Annotated in this window: 9 protein-coding genes and 2 pseudogenes; 5 read left to right on the forward strand and 6 right to left on the reverse strand. The window is 70.6% G+C overall.

Annotated elements, in window-relative coordinates; translation table 11 throughout:
* Positions 1-169 precede the first annotated feature (169 nt).
* The 4 genes and pseudogenes from MYF83_RS14685 to MYF83_RS14700 all read left to right on the forward strand — a co-directional run bounded on the left by MYF83_RS14685 (position 170) and on the right by MYF83_RS14700 (position 8,240).
* Positions 170-1,617, forward strand: a pseudogene (locus MYF83_RS14685) (TIGR02677 family protein).
* Positions 1,614-2,981, forward strand: coding sequence for a TIGR02678 family protein (locus MYF83_RS14690; RefSeq protein WP_248960865.1), 1,368 nt, complete (start codon positions 1,614-1,616; stop codon positions 2,979-2,981). The pseudogene MYF83_RS14685 and the gene MYF83_RS14690 overlap by 4 nt, the downstream one beginning before the upstream one ends.
* Positions 2,978-7,030: a TIGR02680 family protein gene (locus tag MYF83_RS14695; protein ID WP_248960866.1), complete on the forward strand. Its 4,053-nt coding sequence runs from the start codon at positions 2,978-2,980 to the stop codon at positions 7,028-7,030. Before MYF83_RS14690 ends, MYF83_RS14695 begins: the two co-directional genes overlap by 4 nt.
* Positions 7,023-8,240 (forward strand): TIGR02679 family protein, encoded by a 1,218-nt coding sequence (locus tag MYF83_RS14700; protein WP_248960867.1) that lies wholly within the window; start codon positions 7,023-7,025, stop codon positions 8,238-8,240. Before MYF83_RS14695 ends, MYF83_RS14700 begins: the two co-directional genes overlap by 8 nt.
* A gap of 186 nt (positions 8,241-8,426) precedes the next feature.
* On the opposite strand, the pseudogene MYF83_RS44270 reads toward MYF83_RS14700, so the two are convergent.
* A pseudogene (locus tag MYF83_RS44270) lies at positions 8,427-8,720 on the reverse strand (oxidoreductase dimerization domain-containing protein); the annotation flags it as partial.
* 197 nt (positions 8,721-8,917) lie between these two features.
* Here MYF83_RS44270 and MYF83_RS43740 point away from each other — a divergent pair.
* Positions 8,918-9,883 (forward strand): D-isomer specific 2-hydroxyacid dehydrogenase family protein, encoded by a 966-nt coding sequence (locus MYF83_RS43740; protein WP_248960868.1) that lies wholly within the window; start codon positions 8,918-8,920, stop codon positions 9,881-9,883.
* 243 nt (positions 9,884-10,126) lie between these two features.
* Here the strand turns inward: MYF83_RS43740 and MYF83_RS14715 are convergent, their stop codons facing one another.
* From MYF83_RS14715 to MYF83_RS14735, 5 genes are read right to left on the reverse strand one after another with little or no spacing between them, the layout of a single operon-like run.
* Complete coding sequence (locus MYF83_RS14715; protein ID WP_248960869.1) at positions 10,127-10,900, reverse strand: alpha/beta hydrolase; 774 nt, start codon at positions 10,898-10,900, stop codon at positions 10,127-10,129.
* Position 10,901: 1 nt separating this feature from the next.
* Complete coding sequence (locus tag MYF83_RS14720; protein ID WP_248960870.1) at positions 10,902-11,774, reverse strand: ABC transporter ATP-binding protein; 873 nt, start codon at positions 11,772-11,774, stop codon at positions 10,902-10,904.
* Positions 11,771-12,649 (reverse strand): ABC transporter ATP-binding protein, encoded by an 879-nt coding sequence (locus MYF83_RS14725; protein WP_248960871.1) that lies wholly within the window; start codon positions 12,647-12,649, stop codon positions 11,771-11,773. Before MYF83_RS14725 ends, MYF83_RS14720 begins: the two co-directional genes overlap by 4 nt.
* Entirely contained in the window at positions 12,633-13,496 is an 864-nt protein-coding gene (locus MYF83_RS14730) for an ABC transporter permease (RefSeq protein WP_248960872.1), read from the reverse strand. The genes MYF83_RS14725 and MYF83_RS14730 overlap by 17 nt, the downstream gene beginning before the upstream one ends.
* Positions 13,493-14,542 (reverse strand): ABC transporter permease, encoded by a 1,050-nt coding sequence (locus MYF83_RS14735; RefSeq protein WP_248960873.1) that lies wholly within the window; start codon positions 14,540-14,542, stop codon positions 13,493-13,495. The genes MYF83_RS14730 and MYF83_RS14735 overlap by 4 nt, the downstream gene beginning before the upstream one ends.

Below are 14,542 nucleotides of genomic sequence, written 5' to 3' on the forward strand. Positions count from 1 at the left end.
GGCCGGAGTCGTCGGTCTGATGCGCCATGCTTGATGGGTCCTCACAGATCTCTTGAGCCGGACGGGAACAGTGGACCTCCCCAAGCCCCTCACCGACGAGACTCCAGTGGATGACAGCCCTGTCGGGACCGGTTCTTTCGGAATCGACGCGTTCACGCTGGACGACCGGATGCGGCTGTTCCACTTCGCGGCGGCCGAGAAGCGTAATGAGTATCTGTGGCTGTTGCGGGCGTTCGACCGGGGCCGGGCCAATTACCAGGTGCTGCTGCACGCCTCCAGTGCCCGTGACCTGCTGGACCAGCTCCGCGAGGAGCACCCGGACTGCCCGGCGGTCGGCGACGTGCAGCCACTGCTGGACTCGCTGAACGAGTGGCTGCTGCTGGATCGTAGCTACGACGGAACCCGCGCGGCCAACCTGGCCGAATACCGCAACCGGCACTACGTCTATCAGTTCACCCAGGCCGGCTACCGCGCGTACCGGGCGGTCGAGGACGTCCTCGGGTCGACTTTGGAGGACGCTCAGCTCTCAAGGCTGATATTTCCCGACATCCTGGCTGACCTCCAGGCGCTGGCCGAGGCCAACCGGACGGGCGACGGCGATGAGGTCTACCGGAAGCTCAGTCGCCTGGACCAGGTGCTGAGCGACATGGCACAGCGGGCCGCCCGTTTCTATCTGATGCTGGGCGACCTGGCTCGCACCAACGACACCCGGCCCGAGGTGTTCCTCACCCACAAGGACGCGCTCCTCACTCACATGCGGGAGTTCACCGCGGAGCTGGCCCGGTTCACGCCCCGGCTGGCGGAAGCCGTACAGGCCGTGGCGGACACTGGAGTGGACACCCTGATCGCGCACGCCGCGGCGGCCGACGACCGGCTCTTCCGCGCGCCCGAGGATCGGGAGGAGGACTGGCGGCAGCGCTGGTCCGGCCTGACCCATTGGTTCGGCGCCGGCGCGGGCCGCGACTCCCAGAGTGAGGCGGAGCGGCTGCAGACCGCGACCGTCACCGCGATCGCGAACGTGCTGGCTCTGCTCAGGAGGGTGACCGAGGCACGGCGCGGGGGTGTGAGCCGGGAGAGCCAGCTCCGGCACCTGGCCCAGTGGTGCCCGACGAGAACGCGGCCCACGGGCTTTTCCAGGCGGTCTTCGACCTGGGCGGCCCTCGGCACATCTCGGTCACCCACGAGGACCCGGAGCTCATCCCCCCGAGGTTGTCGTGGTGGGATGCCGAGCCGGTGCGACTGGCCCGGGGCCTGGTGGAGTCGGGCCGGGAGCCCCGGATGACCGGGGCCACCGCGAGGATCGAGCGCAACGACGCTCAGCGGCAGCGACTCCGAGCCGAGCAGCTCAAGGTGACCCGGGAGCGACGCGACGCGGCGGCCTCCCTCGCCGCCGACGGCCTCTACGACCGCGTGCTGGACGAGCCGGAGACCCAGGCCCTGCTGGGCCTGCTAGACCTGGCGCTGGGCGCCCGGGTGCCGACCAGCAGGAAGGTCACCGCGAGCGGTTCGGCCCATGGCGTACGGCTGACGCTGCGCCCCTTCGAAGGCTCCACCACCGTCAAGACCGTGTACGGCCGGCTCCACCTCTCCGGCGTCACACTGGAGGTGTCCTCATGAGCAAGGTCGCGGAGAACGTGAGTTCGCTGGAGCTGGCCGACTACCAGAGGGCGGTGCGGATGCTGCTGAGCAATCCGCTGATCACCGACGCCTACCCGAACCGGGCCGCGCTGCCGCTGATCCGCCGGTGGGCCGATCAGCTCCGGGCCGACCTGCACGAGGTGCTCGGCTACCGCCTGGTGACCACGGCGAACACCGCGCGGCTGCTCCGCGTGCAAGACGAGCTCGACGTGACCCGTCCGGCACGGACCAAGACGGACCGGCCGTTCGACCGGCGCCGGTATGCCTATCTGGTGCTCACTCTGGCCGCTCTCGGCCGGTCCGGGACCCAGATCGCGCTCAGCGAGCTGGCCGAGGCGGTCGGCGCGGACGCTGCCCGGATCGACGGGCTCGGCCTGGACACCGAGCGCAAGCCGGACCGGGACGCGTTCGTCGACGCGGTGGCCTGGCTGGCTGAGCGCGGCGCGCTGGCCCTGGCCGACGGTTCGGCCGCCGACTGGGTGAACAACCCCGACCGGGCCGAGGCGCTCTACGACATCGACCGCGAGGTTGTCTTCGCGATCTACCGGCCGAGCCGGGTGCTTCAGCACATGCGCTCGGTGACCGGGCTGCTCGACTTCGATTACGGTTTCGCCCAAGGCCGGCACCGGGTCCGCGAGGCCGCGTCCCGGCGAGCGCGGCGGCTGGTGCTGGAACGCCCCGTCGTCTACTACGCGGACGCGAGCGAATCGCTGCGCGGCCAGCTCCGCCACCCTGGTCTCATCGAGGACCTGGAGCGGCTGACCGGGCAGACCGTGGAACGCCGCGCCGAGGGGGTGGCACTCATCGACGCCTCGGGGCGCCTGTCGGACCTGCGCTTCCCGAGCGGCGGCACCCCCTCCCAGGCGGCGCTGCTGCTGTCGGCGCGGATCGCGGCGTACGTGACGAATTCGAAGCCACCAGCGCTGCCCGCTCCGACGGCGGCCGAGCGTGACATGGCCTTGGCGGCCAGGATCGACGCGGGCCTGCCCGTCAAGGGCGTCATGGACCAGCTGACCGAGGCTGGACCCGCTGAGCGGGAGGCCGCGGCGGAGACGGTTGCCTATCCGTTCGTCACCGACGCCTGGCTACGGACCGCGATGAAGCAACTCATGAACACCTACGGCATGGCCTTCGCCGTAGCCTGGCGGGGCGATCCGGACCGGCTGCTGCGCGAGGCGCTGAACCTGCTCGCCTCGCTCCGCTTGGTCGTCAGGGTCGAGGGCGGTGTGCTGGCGCTCCCGCTGCTCGCCCGCTACCGGGGCACCACCGCCGAGGTGAAACCCCGGGCACGCAGGGCGGAGCCACAGACCGACACCCTCTTCAACGTCAAGGAAGCGCAGTGACGCGTTACGTCCCCACCCGGGCCGGGATCATCAACCTGTGGGACTACCGGGACGAGGAGTTCACCTTCGCGAACGGCTGGCTGATCCTGCGCGGGCCGAACGGCTCGGGCAAGACGAAGGCTCTGGAAGTGCTGTTCCCCTTCGCGCTGGACGGCCGGATCGACCCCAAGCGGCTCAACCCGTTCGCCTCCGAGGACCGGACGATGAAGTCCAACCTGCTCTTCCGCGGGCAGGACAGCGCACTCGGCTATGTCTGGCTGGAGCTGCGGCACCGCGACACCGGCGAAGCCGTGACGGTGGGGATCGGCCTGCACGCCCAGCGGCACCGCGACACGCCGGTCCGCTGGCACTTCGTCGCCGAGGGCCGGGTGGGTGCCGATTTCTCGTTGCTCACCGCCGACGACCGGCCGATGACCAAGAAGCAGCTCACCGAAGAACTGGGCGAGCACGCGCTCACCGCCACTCCTACGGACTATCGGCACGCGATCGACCAGCGGCTGTTCGGGCTCGGCCGGGAGCGGTACGAGCAGCTGATCACCCTCATCCTGACGCTGCGCCGCCCGCAACTCGCCAAGAACCTGGACCCCGGCAAGCTGTCGGACACCCTCACCGACGGTCTTCGCCCGATCGACGACGACCTGATCGCCGAGGCGTCCCGCTCCTTCGACGACATGGAGACGGTGCAGCGGACCTTGGAGGGGCTGGTCGCCGCCGACGAGGCGACGCAGTCGTTCCTGTCCAGTTACACCACTTATCTGCGGACGCATGCGCGATGGGCGGCCGACGCGCTGACCCGCCGCCGTGAGGACGTCGCCGCTCATCGCATCGCGTTGAGTACGGCCGCCGCCACCTTGGCCACCGCGAAACAGACCCAGGCGGAGGCCGAGGATACGCTGTCGGTGAGCGAGGACGCACTGGCCGGGCTGCGGGCCCGGCTGGAGCAGCTCAAGAGCAGCGCCGCCTACCAGGCACTCGAACAACTCGCCGATCTGGAGCGCCTGGTGCGGACGTGTGCGGAGACCGCCGCGGCAGCCAGGACCGAACTGGATCGGCGCGTCGCGGCCACCCAGAAGGCCCGCGTCGAGCTCGCAACCGCACAGCGGCTGCTGGCCGAGCTTGAGGGTGCGGTTTCCCGCACGGCCACCGACCTGGCCGGCGAGGCCGCCGCCGCGGGGATCGCCTGGAGCCCCGCCGACGCCGACCCGGCGGGCTTCGCCGACCGGGTTGGCGGCCGGGTGGCTTCCCGGACCGGCGACCTGCGCGCGGTCCGGGCCGCGATCGCCACCCAGCAGAAGGCCGAGCAGACCCGCGACCTGGCCAGGATCGCCCTCGACCAGGCCCTCGCCACCGCCGCCCGGGCCGAGCTGGCCGAGGCGGAGGCCGCCAAGGGCGTGGAGGCCACCCGCGAGGACGCGAGAACCGAGCTCGCCGCCTGGGGGGAACGGCACCGCGACGTGCCGGCCGACATGCGGCCGCTCGCCGAGGCGCTGGAGGAGACCGGCGAACCGGACGCGCCGAATCTTGACGCGGTTTTCGGGGCCGCGACCGCGCAAGCCGTGCAGGACCTGCGGGATGCCCAGGCCCAGCTCAAGTCCGAGCGGGCCGCCACCGAGCGGGAGCGCGCCCAGGTCAAGGACGAGCGGGCGGAGATCGCCGCCGAGCACGACGACGCGCCACCCGCTTTCGCGGCCCGTACGGCGGAACGCGACGGGAAGGCCGGAGCCCCGTTCTGGCGCCTGGTCCGATTCGCCGACCATGTGACCGAGGAGCACGCCGCCGCCGTCGAAGCGGCGCTGGAGGCGGCCAACCTGCTGGACGCCTGGGTCACTCCCGCTCCGGAGAGTGTGGCCGCCGGGGATTCCGAGGGATACCTGGTGCCGGGTACCCCGGTGACGCCGAGCCTGGCGGACCTGCTGGTCCCCGAGGAGGAGACCCCGGTTCCGGCCGAGCGGATCACCGCGATCCTGCGTAGCGTCGCGCTCGGCGGGGAGGCCGGCGACGACCGGCCGATGATCTCCCACGATGGCCGGTTCGCTCAGGGCATCCAGGTCGGTGCGCACCACAAGGCGCACGCCGAGTACATCGGGGCGACCGCCCGGGCCCGCCGCCGGGCCGTACGGCTCGCCGAATGCGACGCCCGGATCACCACGCTGACCGAGACCATCGCCGGACTGGACCGCCGCAGCGCCTGGGCCGAGTCCGCGCTGGAAGGGATCAGCAGCGCCCGGGCCGAACTACCCAAGACGGGTCCGATCGTGTCGGCCCTCCGCGAGCACGAGAGGGCCGCCGGACGCCTCCGCGCCACCCGCGAGACCGCCGACAGCGCGCAGAGCGGTTATGACGAGGCCGTCGCCGCCTGTGGCGCGGCCGAGCGGGCGCTGCGCCGGACAGGGGCCGAACACAGCCTCGATCCCGCCGTCGTGGAAGAGGTGGCGCAGGCCGTACAGCGCTTCGAGACCGTGGCCGGCACGCTGACCGGCCGCCGTCGCGAGGAGGCGCGTCAGCGCGACGCGGTCGAGGGCAGCACGGAGCGGCTGGAGTCGGCGGCCGACGACGAGGCGGCCGCAGCGCAGACCGAGCAGGGTGCGCGGCGCAAGCACACCGAGGAAGCCGCCAAGCTGGACGCCCTCCAGCAGACCATGGGCGCCGAAGCCGGCCAGGTGCTGGCCGAGGTCCAATTGGCCGAGACCGGGATCATCGCCGCGTCGCGGGCGGCGGAGTCCGCGCGGTCCGCCGAGCGGACGGCGCTCACCGAGGTCGCCACCGCGCAGGCCAAGCTGACCGCCGCGCAGGAGTCGCTTCGCGTCGCGGCGGGCGAGGAACGGGAGACCGCCAAGGCCCTGGCCCCCTTCGCCCAGCGGGAACTGCTCGACGTCCTGAAGTGCCCGCCCGGTCTGGCCTGGCCCGCTCAGGAGGCCGACTGGCTGGGCTCCATTTCGGGCGAGTGGGAGCTGCCGCCGGAGGTGACCGCGGTCCACGACGCGATCCTCACCGTGACGCGCGACCTGACCCCGACCGAGATCTCGCTCAAGCAGTCCACCACCCGGCTGACCAAGGCGCTGGACGACCTCCAGGCCCAGCTCACCGCCGCCGGGCAGGACTACCGGCCCGAGTGGGACGGCGCCGACGGGGTGATCGTGGTCCGCGTGGCGGACGAGGACGGGCCACTGCCTGTCGGCGCGTTCGCCGCGAAGATGACCTCCAGCCGCAAGGACCAGCAGCAGCTGCTCAGTGAGTCCGAGCAGCGGATCCTGGAGGACGCGCTGCTCACCCGGCTGGCCCAGCAGATCCACGACCGTACGGTCGACGCGCGCGACCTGATCCGGCGGATGAACACCGAGATGCGCTCGCGCCGGATGTCGTCGGGGACCACGGTCGGGGTGAGCTGGCAGCTCGCCGACAATCTGGAGGACGAGCAGCGGGCTGTCTGCGGTCTGCTCGACGCCGACGCGGCCCGGCTCGGCCCGGACGAGCTGAGCCGGATGCGCGGCCACTTCGCCACCCAGATCAAGAACGCCCGCGCCCGCGAACGGGAGCTGCCCTACCGGGAGCTGCTCACGAAGGTGCTTGACTACCGCCGGTGGCGGCAGTTCACCTTCCAGCTCGTCCGGCCCGGCGGTGCCGAGGAACGCCTCACCCGCGCCAAGCACAGCCGGCTGTCCGGCGGCGAGCAATCGGTGTCGCTGCACCTGCCGCTGTTCGCCGCCGCGCACGCCATGCTCAACTCGGCGCGGCCCGACGCGCCACGGCTGCTCGCCCTGGATGAGGCGTTCGCCGGGGTGGACGACACCGGGCGCAGCGAGCTGATGGGCCTGGCCGCCCAGTTCGACCTGGACCTGTTCATGACCGGATACGACCTGTGGGCCACGCATGCCGCGGTGCCCGCTGCGGCTCACTACGATCTGGCCCATTCCCCCGTGGAACACACTGTCAGCGCGCTACTGCTCGTCTGGGACGGAGCCGATCTGCTCGCCGACGACGCGGGAGAACTGACCGTCGCGCTGGGCTCGCCCGGCACCCGGCGTGTAGAGGCGAGCATCGTTGGATGAGCTGCGGGGTGTGGGATGGCAGCGTCTTCTGGCCGCGGCCCGGCGCAGGCTGGAGCAGACCGGGGGCGTGATCGACGGTTCCGTCGGGCTCGCCAACCCGTCCGAGGCCGAACGTCGGGTGATCATCGGCATCACCGGGACCTACCGGCCTGAGACCGTCAAACGGCTCACCGTGTCACTGGCAGACCTGGACGACGCCCTCACGAAAATGCACGGCATGAGCCTGCTCCAGGCGCTGGCATCGGTGGGGGGACCGGTTCGGGACCGGCCCGCGGAGCGAGCCGCGGAGGTTTCCGGCAGGCAGGCGTTGCTGGCCGAGGCTCAGTCTGCGGCGTGTGCTTCGGAACCCTGGTTCGCCGAGTGGCTGTCGGCGACGACTGCGGACGGCACGCTCACCCGCCTGGTCCGGCGCGGTGACACCCACCTGATCGGGCAGGCGACAGCCGTACTCGACCAGTTGCCCGCAACCTTCATCCCGCTTCCCGTCCTGGCCGAGTCGGCCACCGGCGACACCAAGGCGCTCGCCGCCGGCAGCCCGCTCGCGACGCTCGTGCTGCGCGCCCTGGCGCTCCGGTCCGGTTCTCCTGCTCCACCTCCGGGCAGGGCGGGGCAGCGGGCGCTGTGGGAGTCCGTAGGTGTGATCGTCGACGACCTGGCCAGCCAGGTGCTGGTGCTCAACGTCACGACCCGCGGCGGCAATGTGGTCTCCAGGTGGCTGGACGACGCCGCCGCGTTCGGGATCCCATTCCGGCTCACCCTCCAGCAGCAGAGGGAACACCCGGTCGTGCCGGTCGCCGAGGAGATCTTCGTCTGCGAGAACCCGGCGGTGCTCCGCGCGGCAGCGGCCGAACTCGGGGCCCGGTCAGCCGCCCTGGTCTGCACCGAGGGGATCCCGTCGGTCGCCTGCCACAAGCTGCTCGCCACGGCAACGGCAGCCGGGTCACGACTGCGCTGGCGAGCCGACTTCGACTGGACGGGGCTGCGCATCGTAGAGGCGGCAGCCGTACGGCATGGCGCGTCGCCCTGGCGGATGGGGGCGGCTGACTATGCGGCCGGCTTGGTCGAAGGTGAATCCACTCCGCTGACCGGCAGTCGATCCGGCAGCCCCTGGGATCCAGCGCTCGCCGAGGCGATGGCCGCCGAGGGCCGGGCCGTCATGGAGGAACGCCTCATCCCCGCTCTCCACACCGACCTCTCGGCTGACGCCTAACAGGTGGCTGCCATCGACTACCTGGATGAGGTGCCCTGTTGATCGCGGTACGTTTCGAGCAATCGAAGCCACACTTCGCTGATGGTGGGAAAGGGCGGGACGGCATGCCAGAGGCGCTCGAAGAGTCTCGCTGGTGATGGCCACGGTGGCGGAATGGAGAAGTTCGGCGACGCCTGGTCCGGCGAAGGTGGCCCCGATGATGGTGTGGCGATCAGGATCGATGAGGACGCGCGCTCTGCCGTGGTAGTCAGAGCTGTGCTGGATGGCGCTCGCGACGTGGCCGATGTCGTAGTCGACGACGTCGACGCGGCGGCCGGTGCGCTGGGCTTCGGTGGTGGTGAGGCCGACGGCGGCGACCTCGGGGTCGGTGAAGACGACTTGAGATACGGCTTCGGTGTCAGCGGTGCTGGTGTGGGGGCTCCAGCGTCCAGTGTCCAGTGGTGTGCCGTGGGCTCGGGCGGTGATGACGGCGCCGGTGATGCGGGCCTGGTATTTCCCTTGGTGGGTGAGAAGGGCGCGGTGGTCGACGTCACCTGCGGCGTAGAGCCAGTCACCGGGGGCGTACCGCCACCGAGGCGGTGGTCATCAATCGAGGTTGATGTCGGTGGGTGAGGCGTCCCAGACGCACACCTAGGGCGGGTACGGCCGAATCGGCGAGGCACGACAGAATGAACGCCGTGGAAGCCCGTATCGCGATAGCCCCGACCGCCGAACCGGGAACGACCGGAGAGCGTGCCAACGACCCCAACCTCGAGCGCCTTCGCTCCAACATCGAGGAAGCCGTGTCCCGCGGGGGCGGTGCCGTCGTCCCGCTGGCCGAAGCCAACGGGCTCGTATGGCTCATCCCCGGCCGTCCGGATCTGCTCCAGCAGGCTCTGGACAGCCACCCGGGCGTCGCGTGGGTGCAGTTCCCCTGGGCGGGTGTCGAGAAGTTCGCGGCCAGCGGAGTCTTCCGGCACCCTGCCGTCTTCACCTGCGCAAAGAGGTCCTTCGCCTCCCAGGTGAGCGAGCACGCCCTCATGCTGATCCTCACCTGCCTGCGCAGTGTCGCGCGCCAGGCCCGCGCGCCCCACTGGTTGCCGGTGGATCCCCGGTCCCTGCACGGCCGCAGCGTGACGATCCTTGGCGGCGGCGGCATCGCCGAGGAACTCGTCCGGCTGCTGCAGCCCTTCAACTGCCACATCCGGGTCATCCGTCGCCGGCCTGACAAGGTCGAGGGGGCCGACGAGACGTTGCCGCCCTCGGCCCTGGCCGCCACGCTTCCCGGCACCGACGTCCTGGTGCTGGCCCTGGCCCTGACCGCCGAGACGACGCACATCGTCGGCGCGGCCGAGTTGGCGCTGCTTCCCGCCCACGCCGTCATCGTCAACGTCGCCCGCGGCGCGCACATCCACACCGAGGCGCTCGTCGAGGCCCTCGACGCGGGAAAGATCTCCGCTGTCGGCCTGGACGTGACCGATCCCGAGCCGCTTCCCGAAGGCCACCCGCTGTGGGGCGACTCGAGAGCCCTCATCACCTCACACTGCGCCGACTCGGCCGACTACGTCATGCGCATGCTGTGCAAGCGAGTGGAGCACAACGTCCGCCTGCTGCGCGACGGCCTGCCACTGGAGGGCGTCGTCGACCCCGCCACCGGATACTGAGGACACGGCCGCCGGGTACCGACGGCGCCGAGGCTGGGAGGAAGGCGATGCCCTGGCCGGGAGCGACGGCCCCAGCCATTGGTCCAGTGTTCTGGGCGCGGTACTTCTACAGCTTGTCCTGCAGGCGCAGATGCCAGCGGAGGACGACCTGGGCGGGAGTGACTTCGTGCCTTTGGGCGATCTCGGTGAGGACTGGGTACATCTGTGCCCCACCGCTCAACCTCGTGTTCACTGGTCACAGGGTCACCAGGCGCTTGTCTCCACGGTGATGGCCGGAGCCAGCTCGTTGCGCAGTGCTTCCAGGAACGTGACGACCTCGGCGGCGACCGAGCGGTGCTGCAGGTCGTTGAGCACGTCGTGGTGGGCGCCGCGCACGACGGTGAGCCGCGCCTTCGGCAGCGTCTTGGCTGCCCGCGCAATCACGTCACGGTCCGCCAGCGGATCGGCGTCCCCGACCAGCAGCAGTTGCGGGATCCCGGCAGCGCTCTCGTACGCCGCGTCCAGCAGGTCCTGGGGCACGGCACCGGCCAGTGCGCCGCGCTCCACGGACGCATCGCCGGTCAGGACGCCGCGGTGCGTAGGACAGTGGGTCCGAATGTCGAGCTCGTCCTCCCACCTGCCGCCGGCCCGCGAGCCATTGCCGGGCAGGCCGGCGAGCACGGCCGCCTGCGGCCACCAGGCCGTGGTCGAGGAGGCTCCGGCGAGCAGGGCGGCGAGCCCAGCGGCGCCCAGGTCGGAGCCCACCAGCACCAACGGACGCGGCAGCCCGTCCGGTGCCTCGGCCGCGATGCCGTCGATGGCTTCCGACAACCGCCGGGCGAGGGCGTCCAGGAAGGGCGCAATGGCGGTCGGATCAGCGGTCGGCAGGTCCACAACCCGCACCCGGTACGCGTCATAGGCAAGCCGCGAGCCGAAGCGCGCGTAGGTCGCGCGTGTCTCGCCGCGGCCCGGCACGACGATGACCGTGCCTCTGGTCCGCAGCCCGTCAGGGGCGTGGTAGTCGGTGCTCTGCGTCATGTCATGCTCCAGTGATCTGAGGAATGTCAGCGGAATCCGCGGAAGTGGCGGCGAGGCCGCGCACTTCATCGCGCAGGGCCCGCCGCAGCTCGGGGTCCGGCGGCTCCTCGTCCCGAATCGACGGCACGGACGTCACGAGCAGGCGGGTGTAGGGGTGTCTCGGGGCCAGGAAGATCTCCTCCGTGGTACCCGTCTCCACCACCCGCCCGTGGTAGAGCACGACGACGCGGTCCGCCACGCCGCCGAGCGAGCCGAGGTCGTGCGTGATCAGCAGTACGCCGATATCGCGAGATTCGCGCAGGCGCAACAGGAGTTCGAGGATCGTGATGCGCGTCGAGGCATCGAGAGCGCTGACCGGCTCGTCGCAGATCAGCAGACGCGGGTCGACCGCGATCGCGCGCGCGATCGCGACTCGCTGCCGCTGGCCGCCGGAGAGCTCGCCAGGGTACTTGGGCAACAGGTCGAGCGGCAGAGAGACGAGCTGCGCGACACCTAGCGCGGCGTCCTGCAACTCGGCGCGACCGCGCACGACGAGACCCTCGACCAGCGTGTCGAACACAGTGCGTTCGGGGTCGAGACTGCGCAGCGGGTCCTGGAAGATGTATTGCACGGTGCCGCTGCGGCGGAACGCGCGCAACGCACCGCCGCGCAGCCCGGTGACCTCGCGCCCGTCGATCGCGACAGTGCCGCTCTGAGCCTGCACCAGGCCGAGCACGGCCCGGGCGAGCGTGGTCTTCCCCGAGCCGGTCTCGCCGATCAGCCCGACGATCTCACCGGGTGCCACCGTAAGGTCGACGCCGTGCAGGATCTCAGTGCGCTTACGGCCGCGGCCGAGTGCGACGTGCAGCTCGGAGACGTCGAGCAGCGCGGTCATTGCTGGCTCCTCTGTTTGCGCACCCGGTCGATTCCGAAGCGCTCGTGGTTCTCGATCAGCTCACGCGTGTACGGATGACGCGGCACGCGCAGGACCCGCCGGGTGGGCCCCGCCTCAACGATGCTGCCGTCGCGGAACACGTGGACCGTGTCGCACATCTGCGAGATCACGGCCAGGTCGTGGGAGACGATCATGAGAGTAAGCCCTCTGTCGCGGCGCAGTTCGGTCAGGAGTTCGAGCACCTCGGCCTGCACGGTCACGTCGAGAGCCGTAGTCGCTTCGTCAGCGATCAGCAGTTCGGGCTCAGCTGTGATCGACATCGCGATCAGCACCCGCTGCAGCATCCCACCCGACAGCTCGAAGGGATACTGCGAGTAGACGTGCGTGGGGCGGCGCAGCCCCATGGCGTGCAGCAGCTCGACGGCCCGGTATCGCGCTGCCCGGCGGGCCAGCCCGATCTTGACGCGGAGCACCTCGGCGAGCTGCGCCCCGACGGTGATCGACGGGTTCAGGTATGAGGCGGGGTCCTGGAACACGGCCGCAAGATCGGTGCCGCGCAGGCGCGCTCTCTTGGCGGCCGGCAACGCGGTCAGCTCGGTGCCCCTTAGGCTGATCTCGCCCCCGGTGACCTCGACGCCGACGGGCAGCAGTCCCAGAACAGCGCGGCATGTCAGAGTCTTGCCGCTGCCGGACTCGCCGACCAGCCCGACGGCTGAGCCGCGGGGGATGTCGAGATCCACCCCGTGCACGACCTCGGAGCCATCGGCGACGCTTACGCGCAGCCCACGCACGGACAGCAGCGTCTCACGTCCGGACTCGCCTGCGGCATCCGCAGCCGCACGAACCGCCGTTGCGGAGTCAGGTGAGACGGACACGGCTCGCTCCTCTTCTCAGAATCCGCGCGCGCCCGTAATCGCCGCTGGTGTCCCTGATCGCGTCGGCGAGCAGGTTGAGGGCGCCGACGGTTGCCATGATGAACAGGGAGGGGAACACCGGGCCGTACGGCACCTGCGTCAGGTAGCTCAAGTCACTCGCGACAATGCCGCCCCAGGTGGGCTCGGGCGGCACGACGCCGATGCCGAGGAAGGTCAGCGACGAGACGATCAGGAGGCCGCCGGCGGTGGCGTTCGCGGTGGCCACGACGAGCGTCGGCAGAATCTTCGACCACACGTGCGTACGCAACACCCACCACATTGAGGCCCCGAACAGCTGCGAAGCGGTCACGTACTGCGCGTTCGCATGGTTGAGGGCGGCGGCCCGAGTGATGCGGTAGAACGACGGCGCGAGCAGGATGCCGACGGCGATCATCGCCTGATGGACGGCGTTGCCGAGCAGCGCGGCCACCGCGATGGCGAAGATCAGGAAGGGCAGCGCGATGAGCCCGTCCATGACCCGCAGGGTGATCCATTCGTAGACGCGCCCTAGGTACACGGAGGTGATCCCAGGCGCGACGCCGATGACGAGACCGATGCCGACGGCCTCGAAGGCGGTGAAGACCGACCGCGGTGCGCCGGCCAGGACGCGGCTCAGTACATCGCGGCCGAGATAATCGGTGCCGAACCAGTGCGCCGCGCTCGGCGGTTGGAGAATCTCGGTGCTGTTCTTCAGCGGGTCGTACGGCGCGAGAAGGGGTCCGATCACCGCGAGTAGGAGCACGACTGCCAGCACGGTCGCCGCGATGACGCCCGCGCGGGTGCGCAGGGCGCCGGTGATGGTCTTCATATCTCTCTCCGGGCGGCGGGGCGCAGCTTGACCAGCAGAACGTTGACGAGCGCGGACGAGATCAGCACGACGCCGATCGTCACGAGCAGGGCCCCTTGCACGACGGGCACGTCGCCCCCGAGCGCTGCGGTCTTGGTGAGGTCGCCGATGCCCGGCAGCGCGAACACGGTCTCGACGATGACAGCTCCGCCGATGAGCCGTGGCACATGCATGCCGAGCACGGCGACCGCGGGGCCGGCGCCGTTGCGGAGTGCGTGGACGAGAACGATGCGCCACCCAGGCAGCCCCCGCACCTGCGCCCCCACGATGTAGTTCTCGTGAAGAGTGTCGGCCATCCCGGTCCGCAACTGGCGAGCGACGTCCGCTGCGGCGTCCAGGCTCAGCGACACGCTCGGCAGCAGGAGGAAGCTCGCCCATTTCCACAGCCCTGCGGATGGGGGCACCCAGCCGCCCGAGGGCAGCACCGGCACTAGCAGCGAGAACACCGTGATGAGGGCGATCGCGGCGATGAATCCGGGGACGGTCGCCAGCACGGAGGTGACGACCGTGACGGTGCGGTCCAGCCAGCCACCCTGTCTGACGGCGGCGAGGATGCCGAAGACGCAGCCGAGCACGACGGCGATGAGCAGTGCCCCGACGGCCACGGACAAGCTCACCGGCAACCGCTCGGCGATACTTTGCGCTACGGGGATCTTCGAGAACCATGAGGAGCCGAGGTCGCCGTGCAGGGCGCTCCACAGCCACAGCAGGTAGCGCAGCAGCAGCGGCTTGTCGAGCCCGAACACCTCGCGCATCCTCGCCACGTCGGCAGGAGTCGCGGAGTCGCCGAGCACAAGCGAAGCGGGGTCCTGTTCCGTCAACCCTCCGAGCATGAAGGTGATGAAGGTGGAGACGAGCAGCACCGGGACCGCGATCAGCAGGGCGCGGCCAAGGGCGACGACGGTCCGTGCGATGGCTGTCAGCACGGGTCCGGTTGAGGCGGAGTCCGCTGCCGCGGTGGGGCCTGCCACCCGGCCTGCTGCGTCACGCACGTTCAGCGTAGTCAT

It is taken from the genome of Sphaerisporangium perillae, from assembly GCF_023276435.1.
GTDB lineage: Bacteria > Actinomycetota > Actinomycetes > Streptosporangiales > Streptosporangiaceae > Sphaerisporangium > Sphaerisporangium perillae.

Bases quoted from the DNA above. Each gene is read 5' to 3' on its own strand.
- MYF83_RS14690 (WP_248960865.1), top strand. From the start codon at position 1,614: ATGAGCAAGGTCGCGGAGAACGTGAGTTCGCTGGAGCTGGCCGACTAC.
- MYF83_RS14715 (WP_248960869.1), bottom strand. From the start codon at position 10,900: ATGACGCAGAGCACCGACTACCACGCCCCTGACGGGCTGCGGACCAGA.
- MYF83_RS14720 (WP_248960870.1), bottom strand. From the start codon at position 11,774: ATGACCGCGCTGCTCGACGTCTCCGAGCTGCACGTCGCACTCGGCCGC.
- MYF83_RS14730 (WP_248960872.1), bottom strand. From the start codon at position 13,496: ATGAAGACCATCACCGGCGCCCTGCGCACCCGCGCGGGCGTCATCGCG.
- MYF83_RS14735 (WP_248960873.1), bottom strand. From the start codon at position 14,542: ATGACTACGCTGAACGTGCGTGACGCAGCAGGCCGGGTGGCAGGCCCC.